Here is a 25,239-nt window from a genome sequence, read left to right as displayed (position 1 = left end):
GTGGCCGCTCACTCAGGGGACGGGGCTGATGTCGGGTTTTGGACATCCCCACAGGCTCAGATAATAGGGGCAGATATCCTCGTAGGTGCCATCGGGCATGCGGAAGCCGTCAGGTATGGTGCCCAGCTGCACGAACCCAAGGCTTTCGTACAGCTTGCGCGCCACGGTGTTTGTGGCCACTACAGCGTTGAATTGCAGGACTTTGAAACCGTGAGTTCTCGCCTGCTGGATGCAGTCGCTTACCAGGGCTCGTCCCGCTCCGCGCCCCCGTGCCTTTGAGCCCACGGCATAACTGGCGTTGGAGATGTGGCCGCAGCGGCCAACGTTGTTAGGGTGCAGAATGTAGAGCCCCAGCACCTCGCCGGTTGCGTGATCGAGGGCAACTCCGCAATGGGTTTGCTCGGCGAAGAACGCAGTGGCCTCCTCGACGGAGAGCTGATCTTCCTGGGGAAAGGCAATGCCGTCCACCACCACCTCGTTCCAGATGGCGGTCATGGCGGGAAGATGCTCGGTGGAGTAGGGGACCACGGCAGGGGCGGGACGGTTGCTCATAAAGGTTCCTTTCACGGTGTTCAGGAAATATTAGCGGTAGTTGTTGGAAAATAGTTTCAACATTTCGATGATGGCACCAGCCTGCGCTTGTGCCATTTCTCCCATGGTCCTATAATTTCGTTCAACGAAAGTGGTTCCTATGGTGGAAATTTACATGCATCCCCATGCGCTTAAGCACGGGCTGCAAGCGGAAGACATCAAATGTGCTTGCCGAACTGGGTTTGGCTAGGGGGTAGCCTTATGAAGAAAACTGCAGAAGAGCTTGAAGAGATGTTCGGTGTTACGGCTGAGCAGATCGAAGAGTGGGATGAGATGATGGTGCGCGGAGAGGTGCCCGGAAAGCCGGTGGGCGAAGTGGTTGTGGGCCGGCCGTTGCTGTTCGGGGCCGAGCTGAAGTCGGTGGGATTCAAAGAAACCGAAGAGAAGATAGAGGCCATCGACCGCCGCGCCGACAGTTTGGGAATGCGCCGCTCTGATTATCTGCGGTGGCTCATTGACAAAGACCTTGCCGCTGCCACGGTAGCTTAAAGGAAACGGAACTCCCATGCCCTGTGTTGATGGAGCCATCGATAACCCCTTGCGCCTTTTTTCGCCCGCTGCTCAGGAGTGGTTTGTCCAAGAGTTGGGACAGCCCACCGATGTGCAGCGGCGTGCCTGGGAGGTTATCGCTTCGGGGGAGAACGCATTGGTGGTGGCTCCCACAGGTTCGGGCAAAACGTTGGCGGCGTTCTATTTTGCCATTGATCGCCTGTGGCAGGAGAAGAGCGCCGTCGCTCAGGGCTCGCAAGGGGATGGGGCCGCATCGCCAAAGCCGAGGAAAGGCAAGGGGCGCTCGAAAGGCGTCCGTGTGCTGTACATTTCCCCGCTGAAGGCGCTGGGGGCCGATGTGGAGCGCAACCTGCGGCGGCCTTTGGCTGGCTTGGCAGCGAAGGCGGTTGCGGGCGGGATGGAGGCGGCTACTGCCGCGGGACTTGTCACCACGGCGCAACGCACGGGCGATACCACCCCGGATCAGCGGCGGAAGATAGTCAGCCATCCCCCCGACATTCTCATCACTACGCCTGAGTCGTTGTACCTTATGCTTACTTCGCAGGTCCGCGAGGTGCTGAAAACAGTAGAAGCTGTCATTGTGGACGAGGTGCATGCCCTGGCGGGCAACAAGCGGGGTGCCCACCTGTCCTTGAGCTTGGAGCGTCTGGATGCGCTTTTGCCCCGGCCCGCCCAGCGGGTGGGGCTGTCTGCCACGGTGCGTCCGGTGGAAGAAGTGGCGCGGTTCTTGGGCGGCGTGCATCCGGTGACGGTGGTGCAGGCGCAGGCGCGGCCTTCGCTGGATCTGCGGGTGGCAGTGCCGGTGCCGGACATGACAGCCGTTCCGGCTTTCGGCGGGGCTGCGTTTGACAAGGCGCGCTCTTCCGGCGCCAACGGCGCTGGGCCCCGCCGTGTCCCTGCGGAAAACGCTTGGAAATCGGACAGGGCGTTGCGAGCCCTGATGGCGAACGAGGCCCCTTCCGTTTCGCCCGACAGCCGGGTGGGGGCGGTCACCATTTGGCCTTACCTGGAAAGCGACATCCTCGATTTGGTTCTCACCCATCGTTCCACCATCGTATTTGTCAATTCCCGCGGCTTATGCGAGAAGCTGACGGCACGGTTGAACGAGTTGTACGCCCGCCGCTACGGCGGCAGGGCAGTGACGTTCGTTGATGCCGGATACTGGTCGGCCGTTGGGAGCGTTGACACGGCGGGGCCGCGTACCGCTGGTGCCAGCGGTGAGGAGCAGCGTTGCTCCAAGGGGGATGAAAGCAGCGCTGTTGGGCAGTTTTGCCCAGGGGCCCACGGTGAAGCGCTTCGAGGGCTTGGCCCCACGGGCGCCTATCGCTCGGACATGGGCTCTTCCACTGAGCTGGGACAAGGGGCGCCAGAGGTAGTGGCCAAGGCCCATCACGGCTCGGTGTCCAAGGAACGCCGCCGCGAAGTGGAGGAAGCGCTCAAGAGCGGTGCGCTCCCTTGTGTTGTAGCCACTTCCAGCCTTGAGCTTGGCATCGACATGGGCGAGGTGGATTTGGTGGTGCAAGTGGCGCCGCCTCCTTCGGTGGCCAGCGGCCTTCAGCGCGTTGGCCGCGCCAATCATCAAGTGGGCGGTAAGTCGGCGGGGGTGTTTCTTCCCCGTACGCGCTGCGAGGTGCTTGACACGGCGGTGGTTGCCGAGGGGATGGAGGAAGGGCGCATTGAGGCCACGCGCCTCGTGGAGAACGCCCTGGACGTGCTTGCCCAGCAAACGGTGGCAGCCGTGGCCATGGACGGCCTTGAAGCCAATGAGTGGTACGGCACGGTTCGCCGCAGCGCCTGCTTCGCGGATTTGCCCCGAAGCGCCTTCGGCAGCGTATTGGCGCTGTTGGCTGGCGAATATACCGAAGGCGTGCTGGCCAAGGTGCCCGCTCGGCTGTCCTGGGATCGGGCGGCCGGAACGCTGACGGCCAAACCCGGGGCCCAGCGTGCGGCGGTGGGGGCTGCCGGCACCATCCCTGATCGCGGGATGTTTCCCGTGGTGCTGCCCCAGGGGGACGGGGCCAAGGGGCGCAAACGGGTGGGGGAGCTGGACGAGGAGATGGTCATGGAATCCCGCGTGGGAGACGTGATCGCTTTGGGCACCAGCACCTGGAAGATTTGCGAGATAACCGCCGACCGCGTGATGGTGGAGCCGGCCCCTGGCCGCTCTGCCCGCCTGCCATTCTGGCATGGGGAAGCGCAATCCCGCCCCTTCGAGGCGGGCAAGGCAAAAGGGGAGTTCCTGGCCTGGGCCCAGGGAATCTTGGAGGATGAAGGAGGGCCGGGGGCCGGACCTCTGTCGGATGCGGCTGGGTTTTGCGAGCGCCTGGGCCGGGCGGGGTTGGACGACTACGCGTCTGGCAACCTGGCTGCGCTCCTCCAAGCCCAGCAAGCTGCGACGGGTGTGCTGCCTTCAGCAAGCACTCTGGTGGTGGAGCGCTGCGAGGATGAAACAGGGGACTGGCGGCTCGTTTTGCACAGCCCTTTCGGCCGCGCGGTCAACGAGCCGTGGGCGCTGGCGGTGGCAGAGCGGCTGAAAGCGCGCTATGGGTTCAACCCCCAGGTGATGGCCGGCGATGACGGTATCTTGGTGCAATGGCCGGTGGGGCAGGGCGGCATTCCCGGCGCCGAGCTATTTGCGTTCACCCCCGATGAGGCGATGGGTTTGGTGCGCGCCTCCATCGTGGGAACCGCCTTGTTCGCTGCCCGGTTCAGGGAATGCGCTGCCCGCGCTTTGCTCATGCCGCCCGCAGCGGCAGGGAAGAGGGCGCCGTTGTGGCTGCAGCGCTTGAAGGGCGGCCAGCTTTTGGAGGCAGCCCGGTTGGAGCGGAATTTCCCCATAATGGTTGAAGCCCTGCGCGAATGCCTGCAGGACGTGTTCGACATCGAGGCGTTTTTGGGCCTTATGGACGCCGTCCAGGCGGGGAAGGTGGGTTTTTCCGAAGCGCGCACGCTGGTGCCGTCTCCCTTTGCCGCCGCGCTTGTGTTCGGCTATGTGGCAGAGCATCTCTACGAAGGAGATTTGCCCCATGCCGAGAGGGCCTCTTCGATGCTGTCGGTGGATCCGGCGGTTTTGAGGGAGGTTTTAGGTGCTGCAGAGGTGGGTGATTTGCTTGACCCGGTGGTAGTTGCTGCTGTGGAGCGGCAGCTGCAGCGCACCGCCCCTGGTTGGCAGCGAAAAGGCATCGAGGGGGTAGAGGCGCTGCTTCGGGAGCTGGGGCCTCTGTCGGTGGCTGACTTGCTGCAACGATTAGACTTTGGCGACGACGAGGCCCCGTCCTCCGGTGAGGGCGAATCGTGCGCGGCGGTGGTAGATGCGCTGCCCACAGGGGCGGCTGCCGCCCGGGACTGTCCGTCGGAGCACGAGGCCGTGGTGGTTGCCTGGTTGCAAGAGCTGGAGCTCGGCCACCGCGTTTTCCCCGTTGCCCTAGGGGGCGCGGACCGCTGGGCGTTTGTGTCGGACGGGCGCCGGCTGGCAGAGGTCACCGGGGCCGAAGTTCCGCCTTGGGCGTTGGCGGCGGGCCCGGTTGAAGAAGGGAGAGCGGGCGCTGCCCAAACGCTCGATGCGCTCGCGCGTCGTTTTGCGGCCACCCATGGGCCGTTCGAGGCGAAAACGCTGGCGAGGCATCTGGGGGTAGGGGAGCTTCTTGCGGATGAGAGCCTAAAACGGCTTGAAGCGGCGGCAACGGTGGTGCCGCTGCGGTTTGGCGGCGTGGCCTCGTGGGCGGATGCCGGGGTGCTCCAGCGGTTGCGGCGCCTGTCGGCTCAGGCGGTGGAGCAGGCGGCCGCACCGGTGAAGGGGGCGGCGCTGCAGCAGCTCGTTCTGCGGCGTCAGGGCGTACCGTGCGCCGCATCTCAAGATCCGTTGGATGCCTTGGCCGAAGTGATTGTGCAATTCGAGGGTGCGTTTCTTCCCTATGAAACGTGGGCCAAGGTGGTGTTTTCCAGTCGCGTGCCCCAATGGGCGCCTGGGTTGCTCCAGCAGCTTTTGGACGAGGGGGAAGTGATATGGCAGGCCCGTGGCCAAGGGGAGGGGAAGCCTCCGCTTGTGGCGTTTTACCCCACCGACTCGCCGGCGGCCCCCTTGCCGCTGCTGTCCAGGGCAGTGGAAGCGCTTTTGGAAGAGACGGGCGAGGGCGCGGAACTGGGCAATGAGCGGAAGACGGAAGGCGCACCGGCCGCTTCCGGGGGCGCAGCGCTTCGCCGCGAGATTGCGCGGGCGCTGGCCTCAATGGGGCCGATGAGCCTTCCCCGGATGACAGAGATGGCTGCCCGCGCCCTTCCCGATCAGGAGGTGAGCGCCCGGGCGGTGACGGGCCAGTTGGATGCGATGACTCAAGAGGGCCTGCTCACCAACAGCCTTTTGAGTTATCTGGCGTTCAGTGGCGATTCTTCAGCGGCGGCCGCTCGCTCCGCCTCATCGGGGCAGCAGTCCGCCCTTGCCGCCCCTGGGGCCCGTCGCGCTTCAAGTCGCCGTGGGAGGCGCGCGGCAGAGCGGCAGTTCAAGGCGGACTTCATGGCTCGACGGGCGACGGCGGAGTCGTTCGATGCGGCTTATGGGGGCCACTGGGCGCTGCTGCAGCCCGCTCAGGCCGATCCAACGCTTGCGGCGGTGGACGCGGTGGAGGGGCTGCTCGACCGTTATGGCGTGGTGACAGCGGATGTGGCTCTGTTGGCCGGCGTGCCCGGTGGCCTGAGCGGCCTGTATCCGGTGCTGCGCTCGATGGAAGAGGCGGGCGAAGTTCTGCGCGGCTGCTTCGTGGAGGGGCTGGGGCCGGTGCAGTTCGCCGCTCGTGAAACGGTGGAGCAATTGAGAAGGCTCGGCGAACCGGGGGAGGCCGAGGCGGCTGGATGCGAGGGCGGCGCGGCGGCCGGTGCGGCTGGCGGCACTCCTTCCCTTGCGGTGCTGCCCGCGGAGGACCCTGCTTTCCTGTACGGGGCGGTGCTGCCGTGGTCCGATGGGGCAGCGGTTCAGAAGAGGCCGGGAGCGCTGGCGGTGCTGAAGGAAGGGGCCCTGGCGGCCTTCGCGTCTCCGCACCTGAAATCTCTTGCGCTGTTCACGGCAAGCGAGCCCGCGGCTCTGGCCGCCATTGAGGCACTGCGCGATTGCGAGGTTGCGCGCCTGCGGCGGGAGGGGACGCTGGCAAAGGCGAAGCTGGTAGTGGAAGCGGTGAACGGCGAGAGCGCCCTTGAAGAGGGAAATGCCGCGTTGCTGCAGCAGGCCGGCTTCGTGCGCTACCCCGACGGCATGCGCTATTATCCGCAGTTGTTCTGAAGCGTTCGCCTTGCGAGCGCGATGTGGCTACAATAAAACAATTGCACCTTTGGGGTGCTTGCGATTGATAGGAAGCAACATGTACGGACTGAAAACCGAGAGCAGCTTCGACGCCGCTCATTTCCTTACCGATTACCACGGCAAGTGCGAAAACCTGCACGGCCATCGTTGGCGCGTGGTGGCCATCCTTGCCACCGACGAGCTTCAGGAAGCGGGCACCTGCAAGGACATGGTGATGGACTTCGGCGAATTTAAGCGCATCTTGCGGGCTCTCACCGAAGAGCTGGATCACAGCTTCATCGTGGAGGAGGGTTCGCTCAAACCCCAAACCATGAAGTGCCTGGAAGAGGAAGGGTTCACGCTTTCGGTGATGCCCTTCCGCACCACCGCCGAGAACCTGGCCCGCTACTTCTGGCAGCGGCTGGATGAGGCCGGCGTGCCCGTGATGGTGGTGGAGGTGTACGAAACCCCCAACAACTGCGCCATCTACGAGCGGGGCCGCAACTAATGGAACACCAACCCTCAGCGCAATTTCTGCCCGTGGCGGAGAAATTCGTCTCCGTGAACGGGGAGGGACTGGCGGCGGGCCAGCTGGCCGCGTTCATTCGCTTTGCCGGCTGCAATCTGTGGTGTAGTTACTGCGACACCCGATGGGCAAACCACCCCTTAGTGGAGGTGGAAGGCTGGAGCATCGAAAACCTGGTGGCGTGGGTGCGGGAGACCGGCGTGCGCTGCGTGACCCTCACTGGCGGCGAACCGCTGCTGCAGCCCAATTTGCCCCATCTGGTGCGGGCTTTGCTGGAGGTGCGCGAGCCCTATCCGCTGCGAGTGGAAATCGAAACAAACGGGTCGCGCCCGGTGGAGCCGTTACTGCAGTTGCGTGCACAGGCGCAAGTGGAGGGGCTGGCCGGCCAGCTGTGCCTCACGGTGGACTGGAAAACCCCATCGGCCGGCGCCGAGGTGAGCGCCGCCATGCTGGCGGACAACTACCCGCTGTTGGACGGCCGCGATGCAGTGAAATTCGTGGTGGGCAGCGAGGAAGACCTGGCTTTCGCCCGCGATCGCTGCAAGGAGCAGGGGCTGTTCGACAGCACCAATGTGCTGTTCTCGCCCGTGTGGGGCGAAATAACGCCGGCGCAAATTGTGGACTCCATGGCGGCCAACGGCCTTGCCCGTGCCCGCCTACAATTGCAAATGCACAAAATCATCTGGCCCAACGTGGAAAAGGGCGTATAGGAGGAACCGATGGATAGTGAAAAAGCGCTGGTGCTCTGCTCGGGCGGCGTAGACTCCACAACCTTGCTGGCGATGGCGGTGCGGCAGTTCGGCGCCGCGAACGTGGTGACCCTCTCCATCAGCTACGGCCAGCGCCACAGCCGCGAAATCGAGGCGGCAAAGGCGGTGGCGGCCCATTACGGCGTGCAGCAGCGGTTTTTGGATCTGGCCGCCATCTTCGCCGAAAGCGATTGCTCGCTGCTGGCCCATTCCACCCAAGCGGTGCCGGAATCTTCCTATGCCCAGCAGCGCTCCGAAGCCGATGGCGCCCCGGTGGGCACTTACGTACCTTTCCGCAACGGGCTGTTCCTGTCCTCGGCGGCATCGATGGCGCTCTCTCTTGGCTGCTCGGCGGTGTACTACGGCGCCCACCACGACGACTGGGCGGGCGATGCCTACCCCGATTGCTCCCAGGCTTTCGTTGACGCCATGGGGGCCGCTATCGCCGAGGGCACTGGCGGTCAGCTGCAACTGCGGGCCCCGTTCGTGCAGATGACCAAGGCAGATATCGTGCGCACGGGCTTGGAGCTGGAAGTTCCTTACGAGCTCACCTGGTCGTGCTACGAAGGGGGAGAGGCCCCCTGCGGCAAATGCGCCACCTGCATCGACCGCATCGCCGCCTTCCGCGCCAACGGCACCGAAGACCCGCTTATCATGGCCTGAGATGTTTTTTGCACTGAAAGACTGGGTGAACCTATGAGTGAAGATTTCAATTCCCTGGCTTCGGCCTTCGGTGTGGACCCTTCTTGGAAGGGGGGCGATGGCGAAGCCGGCGAGCAGGCGAAGGATGCCGGTGCGGTGCCGCCTGTCATGACCGGCATCGTGTCTGACTTGGGTCGCGCGGTGGCCGCCAGCGGCGACGGCTCCGGTTGCGCCAGCGGATGGGGCAACCGCTCGGCTGCCCCTCAGCAGCGGGATTGGGAGCGCCACGTGTTTTCCAGCGGCGAAGAAGTGCGCCCGGACGAAACGGCCCGTGAGGCTTTTGGGCGCGATTTGCAAAAGGCATTCGACGAGATGGACCGCATGAAGGCGGCCGAGGGGGCCGGGCGCGCGGCCGCCGTCTCCGCGGCCGGCACGGCTCCCTCGGTTTCCGCAAAGCCTTCGGCCCCGCTGGCGGCCGAAGGCTTTGCCGCCCGTGAAGACGAGGGGCTCACCAAACTGGGCAGTCAGGGCACCCAGTATCCCTGCGACTACGACTCCTCGGTGCTGGAAACTTTCGTTAACAAGCACCAGGACAACGACTACTTCGTCAAGTTCAACTGCCCCGAGTTCACCAGTCTCTGCCCCATTACCGGCCAGCCGGATTTCGCCACCATCTACATCTCTTACGTGCCCGACGTGCGCATGGTGGAAAGCAAGAGCCTGAAGCTGTACCTGTTCAGCTTCCGCAATCACGGCGATTTTCACGAGGACTGCATGAACATCATCATGAAGGACCTCATTGCCCTGATGGACCCGAAGTACATCGAGGTGTGGGGGAAGTTCACCCCTCGCGGCGGCATCTCCATCGACCCCTATTGCAACTACGGGCGCCCCGGCACCAAATGGGAGGAAGTGGCCTGGCAGCGGCTTTCTCAGCACGACCTGTACCCCGAGAAGGTGGACAACCGCTAACGGGCCGCGCCCGAAGCAGGCGGGGGGAGGGCGTTCGACCCGCGCAAGAGGAGGGCTCTGCTCGCGGCGCCCTACCAGCTCTCGAACTTCTCGCCGAAGATGCGGTGCCATTTGTCGGGCTAGTAGCCCATGGCGTAGAGGGCGTCGTCGTCCAGGCCGAAGTAGTGCCCCAGCTCGTGGATGACGGTTTTGCCCACTTCCTCCACCATTTCCTCGCGGGTGGAGAAGCAACGCTCGTGCGGCCCTTTGAAGATGGTGATCACATTGGGCAGATCGTCGAACTGGCCGCCGCAGCTCTCTTCCAGCGAAAGGCCATCGAACAGTCCCAGCAGCTCGTTGTCGCACCAGGTGCCCCAGGGCTCATCGTCCCAGTCGCCGTCCGCCGCAGCGAGGGGCTCTGCCTCGTCGGACCACCCTTCCTCGCCGCCGCCTTCGCCCCAGGCGCTTTCCTCCCCGTTGCAGCCTTCCGGCATCCCGGCACCGCCCGGCCCATCGCCGCTGCCCTCGAAATCTTCTCCCAGGTGGTAGGCGTTCGGCTCCTCTTCCCACACCACTACGATGTTCTGCAGCGCTTCGAGAAACTTGTCGGGAATGACGTCCAGCGCCTCTTCAATCACCGCTTCAAACTCGGCACCGGTCAGCTTGTCCATGGCATCTCCTAAAACGCGGCATCGAACGGGGCGCTCACCAGGGGCTCTGCCTGACCGCGGGTCGCCTCCGACAGCCGCTCCAGCAGCGGCTCTTCCATGCCTGCCAACATGCGCAGGGTAAGCAGCACGCTGGCGCCGAAGTCGCTTTCCACTATGCGGGCTTCCATGTCGGCCGCCAGCCGCGCCACCGCTTCGTAGAGCGGGTAGGGCACCTCCACGGTTATGTCCACGCAGCGGGAAATCACCACCACCTGCGCCGCGTCGATGGCTGCCTGCGCCGCCGCGGTGTAAGCGCGCACCAGCCCGCCGGTGCCCAGCAGCACGCCGCCGAAGTAGCGGGTGGTCACAATGGCCACATCCTGCAGCTCCGCGTGTTGCAGCGTTTCCAAAGTGGGCATGCCCGACGTGCCCCCCGGTTCGCCGTCGTCGGAATAGCGCACCCGGCCGCCCCGCAGCACGTAGGCGTACACGTTGTGGCGGGCCATGCGGTGCTTGGCGCGAATCTCCTCCAGGAAAGCCAGCGCCTCTTCCTCGGTTTCCACATGGGTCAACTGCCCGATGAAGCGGCTCTTTTTCTCCACAATCTCCGCCTCGGCGAAGCCTGCTATGGTGCGATAAAAATCTGTCATAGCGCCCAGTGTAGCAATAAACGGCTCCCTTGGTTTTTGTCGCTTTGGGAAACGAATGGGAGGGGCGCCGGGGCGCGGGCCGGGGGCCTGCTAGAATCCGCAGATGGAGAAGCAGCCTCGAAGAAGGAGAGTCTCATGGCCAATTGCCTCGTTGCCCAGTCGGGCGGCCCCACTGCCGTTATCAATGCCAGCCTGGCCGGCGTCATCCGCGCCAACCAGCTGAACCCCGTCTACGACCGCGTGTTCGGCGGCATCCACGGCATCGAGGGGGTGCTGGAAGACAAGCTGTTCGACCTTACCGACTTGCCGGCCCGCGAAATCGACATCCTGAAGCAGACTCCTTCCTCAGCGCTGGGCACTTGCCGCTACAAGCTGAAGCGCGGCAACGACACCGATTACAAGCGGCTGGTGGAGGTGATGGACGCCCACAGCATCGAAGTGATGTTCTACATCGGCGGCAACGACTCCATGGACACCGTGGACGCTCTGTCCGAATGGGCCGCCGCCAATGGAGTGGCCAAGCGCTTCATCGGCATTCCCAAGACGGTGGACAACGACCTGGTGCCGGTGGATCATTGCCCCGGTTTCCCCAGCGCTGCCAAGCTGGCCTGCCAGATAACCCACGCTACGCGGCTGGACTACGACGCCTACACCCGCCCCGAGGTTTTCGTGCTGGAAACCATGGGCCGCGACGCCGGCTGGCTGGCCGCCAGCTGTTGCGCCACCGGGGATGTGGACCTGCTGGTGCTGCCGGAGGTGGATTTCGACAAAGACGCCTTCCTGGCCCAGGTGCAGGCGAAGATGGACGCCACCGGCGAGTGCTACATCGTGGTGTCCGAAGGGGCCCATTACGCGGACGGCACCTACATTTCTGCCGGTGAGAGCGCCAACGACGGCTTCGCCCATGCGGTTTTGGGAGGTGTGGCCCTTACGCTTAAGCAGATGATCGTGGATGCCGGCATCGCTCCGCGGGGCGTGGTGCAAGACCTCTCCCGTGCGGCCCGTTCCTCTAACTTCGCCCAAAGCCTGGTGGACGTGACCGAAGCCTACGAGCTGGGGCTTTCCGCCCACATGCACTCGGCGCGTCCCGGATTCACCGGCCAGGTGGTGGGCATTGCCCCTCGCACGGACCTCAGCGCTCCCTACAACCCGGTGTTCTTCGCCGGGCCCGCCAGCCAGTTCGCCAACTTCGTGCGCACGTTCCCCGAAGAATGGATTCTGCCGGATTACCAGGGCATCACCGATGAGGCGCTGGCTTACTTCCGCCCGCTGATTGCCGGCGAGCCGAAGATCATCTACGAAAACGGCATGCCTGCCACCATCATGCCCTTCAACAAGCGCTAGCGGCGTCTGCAGCGAATGGGGGCTTGGTGACAAGCCCCCTTTTTTGTGTGGAAACGCATACAAAACCGTGCATTCTGTGCAGTGCATTTACACTGTTTTGACCTGCGGCTATACCGAGCAACACCTGGTCAGGCCGCCATGTTGCGACTGCACAAAGCTCACGGTTTTGTACGCGTTTCCGGCATCGCTTGGCTTACTTTGCTGTCACTTATGCTGCACCGCAGCGTGCCCTTCGCTAGACTGGCAAAGGCCGGCGGCCCACTTGCCGTCGGCATGCTTTGCTCGCCGCGATAGGGAAGGGATGGCGAAATGAGGTCGGTAGGGAACTTCTTGTCCGCTTACGGCGGCAATTTCAAGATGGCGCTGCTGCTGTGGCCCATGCTGTCGTTCGCCCTTACGCTGCCCATCTTGGCCTACCTCTACCACCGCGACGGCCGGCTGCGGCTGGGCTCGTCGCTGGCCGCCTACCTCACGGTGCTCTACGGGCTGGGCATCGTGTGCTTTACCCTGTACCCGCTGCCTTCGGGCGATAGCGGCCCCGGCATCACCTACGGCATCCAGCCGCAGTTCATGCCCTTCAACTCTATTGACAACATCCGCCAGGACGGCCTGAAAGCGGTGTTCCAACTGGGCTTCAACGTGGTGTTCTTCATGCCGTTGGGGTTCATTGCGGCGCGGTTCTTCCGCATGCGGTTTGTGCCCACAGTGTTGCTGGGGCTTGCCGTGTCGGCCCTGGTGGAAACGGCGCAGCTAACGGGGCTTTTCGGCGTGTACGATTACGCCTACCGCTGCTGCGACACCGACGATCTGATTACCAACACGCTGGGGGCGCTTATCGGCTGGCTGTGTGCCCGGGTGCTAGGGCCGGTGCGCTCGCCGGAGGAGGCCGGCCCGGTGTCAGTGACGGAAAACCCCAGCTTCTTGCAGCGATGCGTGGCGTTATGGCTGGACTCCATCGTCATCGGCCTGCTGTCGCTTTTGCCCTATTGCGCCGTGGCCCTGCCCTTGGAACTGGTGTGGGAGGCACCACTGGAACTGCCCGGCATGACGGTGAACCAAACCGCCGCCTTGCTGCTGGGGGCTAGCTTCTGGCTGGCGGTGCTGGTGGTGGAAGTGCTGGTGCCGTGGTTTCGCGGTGGCTCCACCCCTGGTGGTGCGTTTGTGCGCATGACCTGCGAAAACCATCCGCGCACCACCGGCTATCGGCTGCTGTTCTACGCCCTGCGCCTCGCCACCCTGGCGGCGGTGTGCCTATGGGTGCCCTGGGCCGCCCTCATCTTGCTGCTGTTCTATCTTTTCGCCCGCCGCATGCCCTACGACTATTTGCCGTAACGGAGGCTGGCGCCAGCGCGTCTGGCAGTGCCCGTGCTATTCCTGCAAAAAAGCGGGCGGCATGGCGCTTGCGGCGCTTGCTTTGTGGGAAAATGCCCTTGAGCAAAAAACGACACGAAGCATGTAAGGTAATTGTCCATGGGCGCACAGTTCACAATTAAGCACGCCTGCCCGAAAACGGTGGCGCTGCTGTCCTCGGCATTGGGGCTGCCGCGGTTCATCGCCGCCACCCTGGCCACCCGCGGCATAGAAACCCCCGAGCAGGCGGCAGAGTTCATGAGCCCTTCGCTGGAGCGCGACTGGCGCAATCCCTATGAGATACCGGGGCTTTCCGAAGTGGCCGACGTGGTGGGCCGTGCTATCGACGGGCGCAAGCACATCGTGGTGTTCGGCGACTTCGATTTGGACGGCATCTCCGCCACCACTGTGCTCACCCGCGGCCTGCGGGCGCTGGGGGCGAGGGCCACCCCCTTCATCCCGCGCCGTTTCGACGAAGGCTATGGCATCACGGCGGCCGCCTATCAGCGGGTGAAGCAGCTGGAGCCCGATCTCATTGTTACCGTGGACTGCGGCATCGCCTGCCGCGAGGAAGTGGCCGCCATCGTGGCCGATGGGGTGCAGGTGGCGGTGACCGACCATCACGAGGCGGCCGACCTGGTGCCCGAGGGGGTGCCAGTGGCCGACCCGAAGATGGGGGAGGGCTGCGAAAGCTCCATTTTGGCCGGCGTGGGGGTGGCCCTCAAGCTGGTGCAGATTTTGGGCGCCCGCCGCGGTTACCCGCACCTGTGGCGCAGCTACACCGACCTTGCCACCTTGGGCACCGTGGCCGACCTCATGCCCATGCGCGGCGAGAACCGCGCGCTTGTGGCCGAAGGGCTGCGGCGCATCAACGAGAACCCGCGCCCCTGCATCGCGGCGCTGTTGGGCATCTGCGGCCCATCGGCCATGCCGGTTACCGCCACCAACATCACCTACTCCATCGTGCCGCGCCTGAACGCCGCCGGCCGCATGGGGGACGCCCAGCTGGCGCTGGACTTGCTGATGTCCGACAGCTACCCGGACGCCTGCGCGCTGGCCCAGCGGTTGGACGAGGTGAACACCGCCCGCCGCACCATCGAAGCGGAGCTGTCCGAGCAGGCCCAGGCCCAAGCGGCTGAAACCTACCATGGCCAGCGGGCGCTGGTGGTGGCCGGCGAAGGTTGGCACGAGGGGGTGAAGGGCATCGTGGCCAGCCGCCTGGTGAACCGCTACGGCGTGCCGGCTATCCTGTTCACCATCGAAGGGGACGAGGCGCGCGGCTCGGGTCGCAGCGTGGGCTCGGTGAACCTGTTCGCCGCGGTGGAATCCTGCTCTGATCTGCTCACCCGCTTCGGCGGCCATGAGGCGGCGGTGGGCATCACGCTGCCGGTGGCCAACCTGGAGGCCTTCGCCGAGCGGCTGTGCGCCTACATGGATCAGCTGCCGGAAGGGGCCTTCCACCCCCTGGTGCAGATAGACGCCCTGGTGGCGCTGCCGGAACTCTCCATCGAAACGGTGCGGCAACTAGAGGCGCTGGCGCCGTTCGGCCAGGACAACCAGGTGCCCTGCTACATGGCCCGCAACGTGACGCTGGTGAACCCGCGGGCGGTGGGGGCCGACAAGAACCACTTCTCCTGCGGCCTCACCGACGGGCGCGTGGTGGTGGCGGGCATCATGTTCCATTGCGATGATATCGACGAGCTGATGGCCAACGAGGGAGTGGTGGACGCCGCCTTCACCCTGCAGGTGGACGAGTGGCGCGGCCGCTTCTCGGTGAAAGCCATGCTGAAGGCGTTAGCGCCGGCCCGCACCTGCTGCGCCCTGCGCGCCTGCCTGAACCCGGAGGCCCAAACATTGCTGGAGGGGCTGTACGCCGAAGACGACCAGCGGCTGTGCGCCGATGCGGAAAAGCCCCAGCCCGACGCTGCCGGCCCTGCGGCCTCGCTCAAGGAAAACCGTGCGAAGTGGGAGGCCATGGCGCGCGAGAACCCCGACGGCCTGGAGCAGGAGCTGATCTGCGCCCTCATCGGGCAGCGCCCCTTGCATCAGTCGCAGCGGGATGTGCTCGATCAGCTGCGGGCGGGCAAGTCCACCTTCGCGGTGATGGCCACCGGCCGTGGCAAGTCGCTCACCTTTACCGTATACGCCGCTCTTATGGCGCTTTCTTCCCAAATGGCCAGCGTGTTCGTATATCCGCTACGGGCCCTCATTGCCGACCAGGCATTCCACCTGGCCACTAGTCTGCTGCAATTCGGCATCACCTGTGTTGTGCTCAATGGCGAGAGCACCCGTGAAGAGCGGCAGCAAGCCTGGGGCGGCCTGGCAACGGGGGCGGTGGATATCGTGCTTACCACTCCGGAATTCTTCGTGCTGCATGCCGATCAGTTCGCCGAAAGCGGGCGCGTGGGCTTTGTGGTGGTGGACGAGGCCCATCACATCGGCCTGGCGAAGGCGGGGCAGCGCACCGCTTACACTCAGCTGGGCATGGCCATCGCCAAGCTGGGCAACCCCACGGTGCTGGCTCTTACCGCCACCGCCCCTGCCGAGGTGGCCGGCGACATCGATGCCCAGTTGCCGCTGGAAGAGCGGGTGATCGACAACACCTGTCGCGAGAACCTGCGGCTGGACGACCAGCGCAACATTCGCAACCGCGACGATTACCTGGCCAACATCGTGGCTTCCGGCGAGAAGACGGTGGTGTACGTGAACTCCCGCCAGCAGTCCATCGCCCTGGCGCGGCTTTTGCGCAAGAAGGTGCCCCAGCTGGCGCCCCTCATCGGCTTTTACAACGCCGGCCTTTCCCGGGCCGAGCGCAAGCGCATCGAGGAGCTGTTCCGCAACGACGACCTGCTGGTGCTGGTGGCCACCTCTGCGTTTGGCGAAGGGGTGGACATTCCCAACATCCGCCACGTGGTGCTGTACCACCTGCCTTTCAACGAGGTGGAATTCAACCAGATGAGCGGCCGGGCCGGCCGCGATGGAAACCCTGCCACCATCCATCTTCTGTTCGGCCAGCGCGACATCGCTATCAACGAAGGCATCCTGCGGGAGGCCACCCCCGACCACGACGTGATGGCCCAGGTGTACCGCCAGCTGCGGCTGCGGCAGCGGCAACAGCCGGGCAACCCCTTCCCGCTCGACCCCGACGATCTGGCGGCCCAAGCCTCCGCCGGCTTCAAGGAAGTAAGCCCGGCATCGGTGGCTTGCGGCCTCAAGGTGTTCACCGAGCTGGGGCTCATCGACGTGCAGCCGGCCGGCCGCGCCTCCGCCGGGGGCCAGCCGGCTGCCTACTTCGTGCGGGTTAACGAGGAGGCGGGCCGCGTGGAGCTCACCGACTCGGTGCGCTACAGCGAGGGGCTGGGGGAGCGCTCGGTGTTCGAGGCCTTCCGCGCGTGGGCCTTGGCCTGTGATTCCCAGGGGCTGACGATTCGCGTCTCCCACCCCATTGTGCCCGGCGTGCTGCCGTCCAACTGGTAGGATGCAAGTTCACGCCCGAAGCGGCTTGGTAAGGAGGTGCGGCGCATGAGCGCTGATGTATCGCAGAATCCCGCCCCGGGGAACGAAGGCGTCACGGCGCCCGGGCAGGTGCCCATCGGCGTGGCCACGCGGCAAACAGTGGACAACCTCATCGGCCGGCCGGAAAGCGCGGCCAAGCCGGTGCCGGGCCTGAATCGCAACGACGCCGATGCCCCCGTCACCCCCGAGGCCCGCTTCGCCGAGCTGCAGGAGCTCACCGCCGACTACCTTTCCCCCGAAGAAGAGACTATGCTGGCCCGCGCCTTCCAATTCGCCAGCGAAAAGCACGCCGGCCAGAAGCGCAAGTCCGGCGAGCCCTTCGTGCTGCACCCGGTAGAGGTGGCCCTTATCCTGGCCGATTTGCGCATGGACGCCGAAACCATCTGCGCCGCGCTGCTGCACGACACCGTGGAAGACACCGACGCCACTGCCCAAGATGTGGAGCGGCTGTTCAACCCCCAGGTGCGCCAGCTGGTGGAAGGGGTTACCAAGATCACCCGCATCGAGGTGGAGAGCCTCTCCGACGAGCAGGCCGCCACCATTCGCAAGATGTTCGTGGCCATGAGCAAAGACATCCGCGTCATTGTGATTAAGCTGGCCGACCGGCTGCACAACATGCGCACGCTGTCGGCCCTGCGGGAAGACCGGCGCATTTTCAAGGCCCGCGAAACCTTGGAAATCTACGCCCCCATCGCCCACCGGTTGGGCATCAATTCGGTGAAGTGGGAGCTGGAGGACCTATCGTTTTTCTACCTGGAGCCCAACAAGTACAAGCAGGTGTCCCGCATGGTCACCGAGTCGCGCGCCAAGCGCGAGGAGTATCTGGGCAACGTGATAGACGTGCTGAAGGGCGAGATGGAGAAAGTGGGTATCCACGCCCAGATCATGGGGCGCCCCAAGCACCTGTACTCCATCTACCAGAAGATGTCGAAGAAGGGCAAGGGCTTCTCGGAAATCTACGACCTCATTGCCGTGCGCATCATCGTGAAGACGGTGAAGGACTGCTATTCGGCGCTGGGGGCGGTGCACACCTTGTGGCACCCGATGCCCGGCCGCTTCAAAGACTACATCGCCATGCCGAAGTTCAACATGTACCAGAGCCTCCACACCACGGTGATGGGGCCGGCGGGCCGGCCGCTGGAGGTGCAGATTCGCACCGAAGACATGCACCGGGCCAGCGAATACGGCGTGGCTGCCCACTGGCGCTACAAAGAGGGCGGCGGAAAGGGCTCGGCCGACGCGCTGGACCAGCAGCTGGCGTGGCTGCGGCAGATGGTGGACTGGCAGGACGAAACCGAAGACTCCCGCGAGTTTTTGAAGTCGCTGAAGATGGACCTGGATGAGACGGAAGTGTTCGTGTTCACCCCGAAAGGCGAGGTGATGAGCCTGCGGGCCGGCGCCACGCCGGTGGACTTCGCCTATGCCATCCACACCGAGGTGGGCAACCACTGCGTGGGGGCCAAGGTAAACGGCGCCATCGTGCCCTTGTCCTACGAGCTGCAGGTGGGCGACCGCGTGGAGGTGCTCACCCAAAAGAGCGCCAACCCCTCCCGCGACTGGCTGACCATGGTGAAAACCCCTTCGGCCCGGTCGAAGATCCGCTCCTACTTCTCGAAGGTAACCCGCTCTGACGACATCCAGATGGGGCGCGACCGCCTTTCCCGCGAGATGCGCAAGCACGGGCTGGGCATCTCCAACGCCCAATCCATTCGGGCGTTGAAGGCGGTGGCGGAGGCCATGGGCTTCCGCGATGCCGATGACATGCTGGTGAACATCGGCACCGGCAAGGAGAGCGCCCAGCACGTGGCCAACCGGCTGCTGAAGATTTTGGTGGACCGCGCCACGGAGGAATCGGAGAAGCCCCAGCTGGGGGCTTCGGCCACCTCCACCGGCGTCATGGCCCCCATGATCACGTCGGTGAAGCGGCCCAAGAAGCACGAGACCCACTCTTCCAATGGCATTGTGGTGAAGGGGGTGGACGACGTTTTGGTGCGCCTGTCCCGTTGCTGCAATCCGGTGCCGGGGGACGAGATTTTGGGCTTCGTCACCCGCGGCCGCGGCGTTTCGGTGCACCGGGCCGACTGCCCCAATGCCATATCGCTCAAGCAGCACCCCGAGCGCATTATCGAGGTGGCCTGGGAGGGCAGTCGCCCCAAAGACACCACCTACCAGGTGGAGCTTTACATCGAGGCGCTGGACCGCATGAATCTGCTGCTTGACGTTACCAGAGTGTTTTCGGAGGCGGCGGCCAACGTGCTATCGTGTTCCACAACCACCCACCGCGACGGCGTGGTGGAGATGCGCTTTCTGTTCCAGGTGTCCGACCTGAACAACATCGACTGGATAACGAAGCACCTCAGCGAGCTGGACGGTGTGTTCGATGCCCGTCGCATGGTGCCGGGCCAGAAAGGGGTTAAGTAGATGAAGCCTACGTTGTACGAGGTCAGCGGCTTGTGCATTGATGTGAAGTACCTGGTTTTGGGGCCGCTGCAGAACAACACCTACATCATCTCCGACGGTGCGGGCACCCTGGTGGTAGACCCTTCCTGCGAGCCGGAAACCATCATCGCCGCCCTTGAGGGCAAAAAGCTCGACGCCATTGTGCTCACCCATTTCCACAACGACCACATCGGCGCTGCCGCCCAGCTGCGGGCCGCCACGGGCGCGAAGGTGTACGCTTCGGCGGTGGACGCGCCGGTGATCGAGGCGCCACAAGACGGCACCTACGTGGAGGCCTGCGAGCCCTGCCCGGTGGACGAGACGGTGGCCAACGGCTCGGTGGTAACCGTGGGCCATATGCCCTGGAAGGTCATTTCCACCCCCGGCCATACCAAGGGCTCCATCTGCCTGTTCCTCATTCCGCAGTTCGGCAACCATGAAGGGGGATTGCCGGTGCTCATTTCCGGCGACACGCTTTTCGCGGGCACCGTGGGCCGTACCGATTTCGAGGGCGGCTCCATGGAAGAGATGCGGGCCTCCATCAAGAAGCTGGCGGCCTTGCCCGACGACACGGCGGTGCTGCCGGGCCATAACGACCTCACCACCATCGGTGCCGAGCGGCGCCGGGTGTTCGCCCGCTTCGGCGCCGAACCGGCCAATTAGCCCTCGGCCGCTGGTTCGCAAGGGAAGTGCCGCCATGCCCGCCATCATCACCCACGATGCTTTTGGAAACGACCTGCTGGGCCGTGTGGGCTTTCTTGTGGGCTCCACCAAGGAAGAGTCGGACGCCTTCTTGCTGGGCAATCAGGGCCCCGACCCGCTGTTTTATGTGGCGCTGAATCCGCTGCATGCTCCGGCGGTGCGGCTGGGGGCGCTGATGCATCGGGCCGATCCGGCCGAGCTGTTGCCCGCATTTCGCCAGGCCGCTGCCGTGTTTTCCGGCGAACAAGGGGCCATCGCCCGCGCCTATGTGCTGGGGTTTGCCGCCCACTGGCGCCTCGACCGCACGGTGCACCCCTTTGTGTACGCCCAGCAGTACCAGCTGTGCGATGCCGGCGTAGAGGGGCTGGATGCAAGCCAGGGGCACGAGGTGCACGCCCTCATCGAGAGCGAGCTGGACGAGCTGGTGCTGTGGAAGCGGCTCGGGCAGACCATTGCCACCTTCAACCCCGCCGAGCGCATATTGCACGGCTCGCCCGAGGTGCTGGCCCCCATTTCCCAGATGTACGCGCAGGTTGCGGCTGATGTTTTCCAGATGGCCGTGGCGCCCGAGGCCTTTGCCGCCGCGGTGGGCGCCCATCGCCTGGCGCTGCGGGGGCTGTATTCCCCGCGCGGATTGAAGCGGGAGGTGCTGGCATCGCTGGAACGGCTGGTGCGCCCCTATTCGTTCTTGAAGGCCATGTCGCACCGGGATATCCAATTGGAAGACAGCCCTTTCGCCAACAGCCAGCGTACGGCGTGGCGCGACCCCTTCCTGGAGGGGGAGTCCACCGCTAGCTTCTTCGATTTGTACGAGCGGGCCTTGGCGCTTGCTCAGGCGGACGCGGCCGTGGTGGCAGGCGAGGGCTTCGACGAGGAGGCGGCGTTTCGCCTGACCGACAGCATCAACTTCTCCGGCCGCCCCACGCGGGCCATGATTGTTTCGGTGGAAGACCATGGGTGAGCTTGAAGTAGCCATATCGATGCCCTACTGGCTGGAGTTTCTGGCCGTCATGACCGGTGGTCTGTCCGGCGCTATGTCGGCAGTACGGGCCCGCTACGACGTGTTCGGCTGTGCGTTCATCGCCTGCGTGACCGGTATGGGCGGCGGCATGATGCGCGATTTGCTGCTGCAGGATTACGGCATCTACGCCTTCCAGAACCCGTCGCTTTTGGTGGCCTGCGTCATCGCCAGCATCATCGTGTTTTATTTCGGCCGCCTGGCCACTTACCTCGATCCGCTGGTGGACCTGCTGGACAACCTGTCGGTGGCCTCCTGGTGCATCATCGGTTCCGGCAAAAGTATGTCGGCGGGGCTGGGGGTAGTGCCCTCCATCATCTTGGGCACCCTTACCGCTGTGGGCGGCGGCATCCTGCGCGACGTGCTGATGAGCCGGCGCCCCGCTGCATTCCAGGCTGGTCCCATTTATGGCAGTGCTGCCATTTTGGGCTGCACCCTGTACTGCGTGCTGGACACTTCCAACATTCTTCCCAGCGTGAACGCCCTGTTGTGCGCCGGCGTGGTGCTGGTCATCCGCTATGCGGCGCTGGCGTTTGGTTGGCGCACCCGCCCCGCCCGCGACTACAGCGACGTGGTAACCCATGCGATGAAGAAGCCGTTCCGTTTCATCGCCCGCAAGGTGCACGTGCCGGTGGGCAAAACTGCCCGCGACCGCGACAACTCGCCAGGGGCCCAAATGCGCCGCGCCTGGGGGCGCTTCTACAACCGGATTTCCGGCCATTGGATGGACGCGGCCGAGGGGGGCGTTGAGGGCGGCGGCCAAATGACCGACCAGATGCCGCCTTTGGTGAAGGTGCAACCCACCGAGAACATCGCTGCCGTTACCGGGGGAGTGGTGCGCTGGCGCAAAGGGCGCAAAGGGCAGCCGGTGTCTTCATTGATGGCGGACGAGGGGGGCCGGGTCGCCAATGCGCAGGAGGACGGGGAAGGGGCCACGCCCGCGTCTGCGCCTGCGCCGGCTGCGGCCACCGATGGCGCTACGGCAATGGATCCGGTGCCCCCGGGGTCCGACCGCATCTTCGTCAACCGCACCGAGCTTCACCGGCTCATGTATGAACTGGGGGCCAGCGGCGAAGTGGACCGTAGCGGCGCGGTGGAGCGCAGCGGCGCAGCGACGGCAGCGCCTTCCGATGGCGACCGGCCCGAGCAGGACCCTTTCGAGCCCCAAACCCACGAGGGGGAGGCCCTTACCGGCGTGTTCGCCCCGCGAGAATAGGCCGCCCGTCTGTGGCCCCGCGCCTGGTGTGCCTGCGCCCGGCGGCTCTGCAGCTCCGTTGTCCGGGCTCCTGCAACTTCGCATCTCCGTTGCCCGCGGCTCTGCATCCGCCGCGTCTGCCCGCCTGCTGCCCATGGCCCAGCGTCCGGCACCCCGTTGTTCCGGCGTGCCCTGCGGTCTCGCCCCTGGCATACCCGCCCGCATTCTCCGCTGACGCCAGTTCGATAACCGCTTTCTGTCAAGGTTTCTTGAAAGGTGCCCGTCCGCTGTCCCTTGGTTAAACTTACGTTAGAATTGTTCACCGTGCGCTTGCGGCGATTTGCCGCTTGCGGCCGTTGGCTGTATGGAAGGATTCTTCTTGACCATCGAACTTGCATCGTTTCTTGCGCAGCTGGCCGGTAATCCGGTGCTGGTGGTAGTAGTGCTTCTAAACATCGGCGTCATCATCGTCAACGGCGCCACCGATGCCCCCAACGCCATCGCCACCGTTGTCTCTACCCGCGCTATGAAGCCGCGCGGCGCCATCATGATGGCCGCCATCTGCAACTTCTTCGGCCTCCTGCTGGTTTCTCTCGTATCCACTGCCGTGGCCACCACCATTTTTTCGATGGTGGATTTCGGCTCCGACAGCCACACGGCGCTGGTGGCCCTCATGGCCGCCATGGTGGCTATCATCGTGTGGGGAGCCAGCGCCTGGTACTTCGGCATTCCCACCTCTCAATCCCATTCCCTCATTGCCGGCCTCACTGGCGCCGCCGTGGCGGTGTTTGGCGGATTCGATGCCATCAACTGGGGCGAATGGGTGAAGGTAATCTATGGCATCCTGCTTTCCACCCTCATGGGCTTTGGCCTGGGGTGGGTTAATTACAAGGGGCTCGGGCGGCTTTTGAGCAACGTCAACCGCCAGCGGGCTAACCATGCGTTTCGCTGGGCCCAGATTTTCAGCGGTGCCGGCGTTGCCTTCATGCACGGCGCCCAAGACGGCCAGAAGTTCATGTCCATATTCATGCTGGCCACCATGATGGCCTCGGGGCTGGGCATGACTGAACAAATGACGCTGCCGCTGTGGTTGATGCTGCTGTGTGCTGCCAACATGGGCCTGGGTACCGCGGTGGGGGGCGAGCGCATCATCAAAAGCGTTGGGGTGAGCATGGTGAAGCTGGACTCCTTCCAGGGTTTCGCTGCCAGCCTGTCCACTTTCGTCAGTCTCATGGTGGCCACTTTCGGCGGCCTGCCGGTTTCCACTACCCACACTAACACTACCGCCATCATGGGGGTGGGGGCCGCCCGCAATCCCAAGGCGGTGAAGTGGTCCATTGCCATTGATATGGTGAAAACCTGGGTGCTCACGTTCCCTGGGTGCGGCATACTTGGTTTTGTGTGCGCGAAGCTGTTTTTGCTGGTGCTCTAAATTAGCGCGAAAAGGAGAATGGCCATGGCCAAGAAAAAGAAGTTCGATTACTTCGACGCGTTTGAGAAGTTGTCCGAGCTGACGGTGAACGAGGCGAGCCTGTTGGTGGAAACGGTGGAAAACTTCACCACGTCCGAGGCGCTTGTCGAGAACATTGATCGCAGTCATGTGTTCGAGCATGCGGGAGACGATATCAACCACGAGGTATACAAAACTGTGGCCGTCGATTTCATGCCCCCCATCGACCGTGAGGATATCATCAACCTGGCCCACGCTATGGACAACGTGCTGGATAACATCGAGGACGTCATCCAGCACCTGTACATGTACAACGTGGACGCCATTCCCGAGGACGCCATCCTGTTCGCCAAGCTCATCAAAAAGAGCTGCGAATCGCTGGACAAGGCCATGGAGGATTTCCGCAACTTCCGCAAGTCCAAGAAGTTCCAGCAGCTCATTGTGGATGTGAACACCAACGAGGAAGAGGGCGACCAGCTGTACGTGGCCGCCATGCGCCGCCTGCACACCATCGAGCGGGAAGACCCGGTGCATGTGCTGGTGTGGTCGCGCATGTACACCGACATGGAGAAGTGCTGCGACACCTGCGAGCACGTAGCCGATGCCATGAGCACCATCGTGCTCAAGAACGTGTAAGCTCCGCCGTCCTGGCGGACAGCGGAACTGCTGGAGGGTGGGCCGACCCGACAGGCCTGCGCTCGACGCTCCGTACGAGGGGAACTAACTCGCGCTGGCGCGCGAGTGGATTTCCCCTCTACTCCGCTTGGCCGGACCTCGCTCCGACCTGCCGGGCCGGCCCAGCCAGGATGTGGTTCCGGTCGGACGAGCCCATATCGGCCGGCCTTCGGGCCAATCTGGGGCACCTGGGAAACCCTCGGCTGCTGATTTGGGCCTGTGGTGTGGTGACATCCGCTCGTGAAGTGCGTCCTAAAAGCAACTGCCCACAGCGGGGTTGCTGCGGGCAGTATGGGGGCGATTGGGGAGGGGCTGTCTACAGAACGTAGTCGGCGTCGTAGGATTCGCCAACGGAGAATTCACCGATTACCGTGGCGCCATCAGCTTGATACACGGGAATGGCATTGGCAACGGCGCTGTCCATTTCGGCCGTGAGAATGCTTCGCTGGGCATCGGTGAGGTTGAGGCGGTTGCATACCCAGGCCAGCTGCTGTTCGGGCCTGGCCTCTTCTTTGAGTTCGGAGAGCGCAGCCTCGCCAGCACCGATTTCCGCTGAAATGGATCCGCTTTCAATCATTCTGTCTACCGCGGCGGCAAGGGCCTGACGTGCCCGATCCGCCTTTTCCGTTTCGTAGGCGGCTGCCTCGTCGGGGGTAGATACGGTGGCTCCGGAAGCGTTGTCCAGGTCGCTCTTGTAGACGTAGCCCTCTTGCCCATCGGTGGTTTCAACCAGAATAAGATCGGGTGCGGCCTCGTCGGATAAATTGAGCGCACTGCCATAGGTGAGGCCGGCTTCGTTCTGAGGAAAAGCCGCAGCGCCATCGGAGGGGGCAGCGAAGAAGACCGGAACCGCCAAAACCACCGCAGCAACTCCCGCAAGCCCACAAGCAATCCAAGAAACACGTGCCTTCATAAGGACCTCCTCTGTGTCGCATTGTGTTTAATGACGATGGCATGGTATCAGATGATATACAAAAATTCAATATTGAATATCAAATTTTGAATATTA

Annotated in this window: 19 protein-coding genes; 15 read left to right on the top strand and 4 right to left on the bottom strand. The window is 64.0% G+C overall.

The window, feature by feature from the left end; all coding sequences use genetic code 11:
• Positions 1 to 12: 12 nt before the first annotated feature.
• Positions 13 to 552, bottom strand: a complete 540-nt coding sequence (locus DMP11_RS02375) for a GNAT family N-acetyltransferase (protein ID WP_123184905.1) — start codon at positions 550 to 552, stop codon at positions 13 to 15.
• Between the two features lie 240 nt (positions 553 to 792).
• On the opposite strand from DMP11_RS02375, the gene DMP11_RS02370 reads away from it, so the two are divergent.
• The 6 genes from DMP11_RS02370 (at position 793) to queF (ending at position 9,262) form a co-directional block, all read left to right on the top strand.
• On the top strand, positions 793 to 1,080 hold the full coding sequence (locus DMP11_RS02370) for a CopG family transcriptional regulator (RefSeq protein ID WP_123184904.1): 288 nt from the start codon (positions 793 to 795) through the stop codon (positions 1,078 to 1,080).
• 16 nt (positions 1,081 to 1,096) lie between these two features.
• Positions 1,097 to 6,373 carry a DEAD/DEAH box helicase gene (locus tag DMP11_RS02365; RefSeq protein ID WP_123184903.1) on the top strand — a complete coding sequence of 1,759 codons (5,277 nt, stop codon included), beginning with the start codon at positions 1,097 to 1,099 and terminating at the stop codon, positions 6,371 to 6,373.
• Positions 6,374 to 6,452: 79 nt separating this feature from the next.
• Positions 6,453 to 6,881 (top strand): 6-carboxytetrahydropterin synthase QueD, encoded by a 429-nt coding sequence (gene queD, locus DMP11_RS02360; RefSeq protein ID WP_123184902.1) that lies wholly within the window; start codon positions 6,453 to 6,455, stop codon positions 6,879 to 6,881.
• The gene (locus DMP11_RS02355; RefSeq protein WP_123184901.1) at positions 6,881 to 7,609 is read left to right on the top strand and encodes a radical SAM protein; all 729 of its coding nucleotides are present in this window, start codon (positions 6,881 to 6,883) and stop codon (positions 7,607 to 7,609) included. Before queD ends, DMP11_RS02355 begins: the two co-directional genes overlap by 1 nt.
• Before the next feature lie 9 nt (positions 7,610 to 7,618).
• The gene (queC, locus tag DMP11_RS02350; protein WP_123184900.1) at positions 7,619 to 8,311 is read left to right on the top strand and encodes a 7-cyano-7-deazaguanine synthase QueC; all 693 of its coding nucleotides are present in this window, start codon (positions 7,619 to 7,621) and stop codon (positions 8,309 to 8,311) included.
• Positions 8,312 to 8,344: 33 nt separating this feature from the next.
• Entirely contained in the window at positions 8,345 to 9,262 is a 918-nt protein-coding gene (gene queF, locus DMP11_RS10720; protein WP_257431848.1) for a preQ(1) synthase, read from the top strand.
• A 119-nt stretch (positions 9,263 to 9,381) separates the two neighbouring features.
• Here queF and DMP11_RS02340 read toward each other — a convergent pair whose 3' ends face one another.
• Together DMP11_RS02340 and DMP11_RS02335 are read right to left on the bottom strand one after the other, a co-directional pair.
• Positions 9,382 to 9,912 carry a metallopeptidase family protein gene (locus DMP11_RS02340; RefSeq protein WP_214647037.1) on the bottom strand — a complete coding sequence of 177 codons (531 nt, stop codon included), beginning with the start codon at positions 9,910 to 9,912 and terminating at the stop codon, positions 9,382 to 9,384.
• Positions 9,913 to 9,920: 8 nt separating this feature from the next.
• On the bottom strand, positions 9,921 to 10,541 hold the full coding sequence (locus tag DMP11_RS02335) for an IMPACT family protein (protein WP_123184899.1): 621 nt from the start codon (positions 10,539 to 10,541) through the stop codon (positions 9,921 to 9,923).
• 135 nt (positions 10,542 to 10,676) lie between these two features.
• On the opposite strand from DMP11_RS02335, the gene DMP11_RS02330 reads away from it, so the two are divergent.
• From DMP11_RS02330 to DMP11_RS02290, 9 genes are all read left to right on the top strand, one after another.
• A complete protein-coding gene (locus DMP11_RS02330) occupies positions 10,677 to 11,885 on the top strand; it encodes a diphosphate--fructose-6-phosphate 1-phosphotransferase (protein ID WP_123184898.1) in 1,209 nt (402 codons plus the stop codon).
• A 309-nt stretch (positions 11,886 to 12,194) separates the two neighbouring features.
• On the top strand, positions 12,195 to 13,217 hold the full coding sequence (locus tag DMP11_RS02325; RefSeq protein WP_123184897.1) for a VanZ family protein: 1,023 nt from the start codon (positions 12,195 to 12,197) through the stop codon (positions 13,215 to 13,217).
• A gap of 138 nt (positions 13,218 to 13,355) precedes the next feature.
• The gene (gene recJ / locus DMP11_RS02320) at positions 13,356 to 16,712 is read left to right on the top strand and encodes a single-stranded-DNA-specific exonuclease RecJ (RefSeq protein WP_123184896.1); all 3,357 of its coding nucleotides are present in this window, start codon (positions 13,356 to 13,358) and stop codon (positions 16,710 to 16,712) included.
• A 45-nt stretch (positions 16,713 to 16,757) separates the two neighbouring features.
• Positions 16,758 to 19,172 carry a RelA/SpoT family protein gene (locus DMP11_RS02315; RefSeq protein WP_123184895.1) on the top strand — a complete coding sequence of 805 codons (2,415 nt, stop codon included), beginning with the start codon at positions 16,758 to 16,760 and terminating at the stop codon, positions 19,170 to 19,172.
• Positions 19,173 to 19,853: an MBL fold metallo-hydrolase gene (locus DMP11_RS02310; protein WP_123184894.1), complete on the top strand. Its 681-nt coding sequence runs from the start codon at positions 19,173 to 19,175 to the stop codon at positions 19,851 to 19,853. It abuts the gene before it with no gap.
• A 34-nt stretch (positions 19,854 to 19,887) separates the two neighbouring features.
• Positions 19,888 to 20,853, top strand: a complete 966-nt coding sequence (locus DMP11_RS02305; protein ID WP_123184893.1) for a peptidase — start codon at positions 19,888 to 19,890, stop codon at positions 20,851 to 20,853.
• Positions 20,846 to 22,126, top strand: coding sequence for a trimeric intracellular cation channel family protein (locus DMP11_RS02300; protein WP_123184892.1), 1,281 nt, complete (start codon positions 20,846 to 20,848; stop codon positions 22,124 to 22,126). Before DMP11_RS02305 ends, DMP11_RS02300 begins: the two co-directional genes overlap by 8 nt.
• A gap of 358 nt (positions 22,127 to 22,484) precedes the next feature.
• A complete protein-coding gene (locus DMP11_RS02295; protein WP_123184891.1) occupies positions 22,485 to 23,537 on the top strand; it encodes an inorganic phosphate transporter in 1,053 nt (350 codons plus the stop codon).
• A 24-nt stretch (positions 23,538 to 23,561) separates the two neighbouring features.
• A complete protein-coding gene (locus tag DMP11_RS02290) occupies positions 23,562 to 24,191 on the top strand; it encodes a DUF47 domain-containing protein (protein WP_123184890.1) in 630 nt (209 codons plus the stop codon).
• A gap of 355 nt (positions 24,192 to 24,546) precedes the next feature.
• On the opposite strand, the gene DMP11_RS02285 is transcribed toward DMP11_RS02290, so the two are convergent.
• A complete protein-coding gene (locus DMP11_RS02285; protein WP_123184889.1) occupies positions 24,547 to 25,143 on the bottom strand; it encodes a hypothetical protein in 597 nt (198 codons plus the stop codon).
• Between the last annotated feature and the right edge of the window lie 96 nt (positions 25,144 to 25,239).

Origin of the sequence: Parvibacter caecicola, from assembly GCF_003725335.1 — a bacterium.
GTDB lineage: Bacteria > Actinomycetota > Coriobacteriia > Coriobacteriales > Eggerthellaceae > Parvibacter > Parvibacter caecicola.
This window is presented reverse-complemented; position numbering and strand designations above follow the sequence as displayed.